Here is a 365-nt window from a genome sequence, read left to right as displayed (position 1 = left end):
CCGGATGCTTTAGCCCGCGCAATACCAGCATGAGTACGCTCGAGTAACAGATCACGCTCAAACTCGGCTACTGCAGAGATAACTTGCATCGTCATTTTTCCAGCAGGACTTGTCAGGTCAACTCCTCCTAATGCCAGGCAGTGAACGCGGATTTCTGAGTCTACGAGTAACTCAACCGTTTTCCTGATATCCATGGCGTTACGTCCTAAGCGGTCAAGTTTCGTGACAATCAGCACGTCTCCGTTTTCCATACGGTCAAGCAGCCGTGTGAATCCCGGTCGCTCACCCGCCGCAACAGATCCGCTTACATATTCTTCAATCAGTCGCTGAGGTCTGATAGCAAATCCAGCCGCCTCGATTTCACG

General features: G+C 51.5%; 1 protein-coding gene. It reads right to left on the bottom strand.

From position 1 onward, the window contains the following. The coding region (locus tag NXS07_RS20960) for a recombinase family protein (protein ID WP_258087628.1) at nucleotides 1–365 on the bottom strand (365 nt) is incomplete at both ends.

This window comes from Xenorhabdus bovienii, assembly GCF_024721015.1.
GTDB lineage: Bacteria > Pseudomonadota > Gammaproteobacteria > Enterobacterales > Enterobacteriaceae > Xenorhabdus > Xenorhabdus bovienii.
Note: the sequence above shows the minus strand (reverse complement) of the source record. Positions and strands in the feature narration are given on the sequence as shown.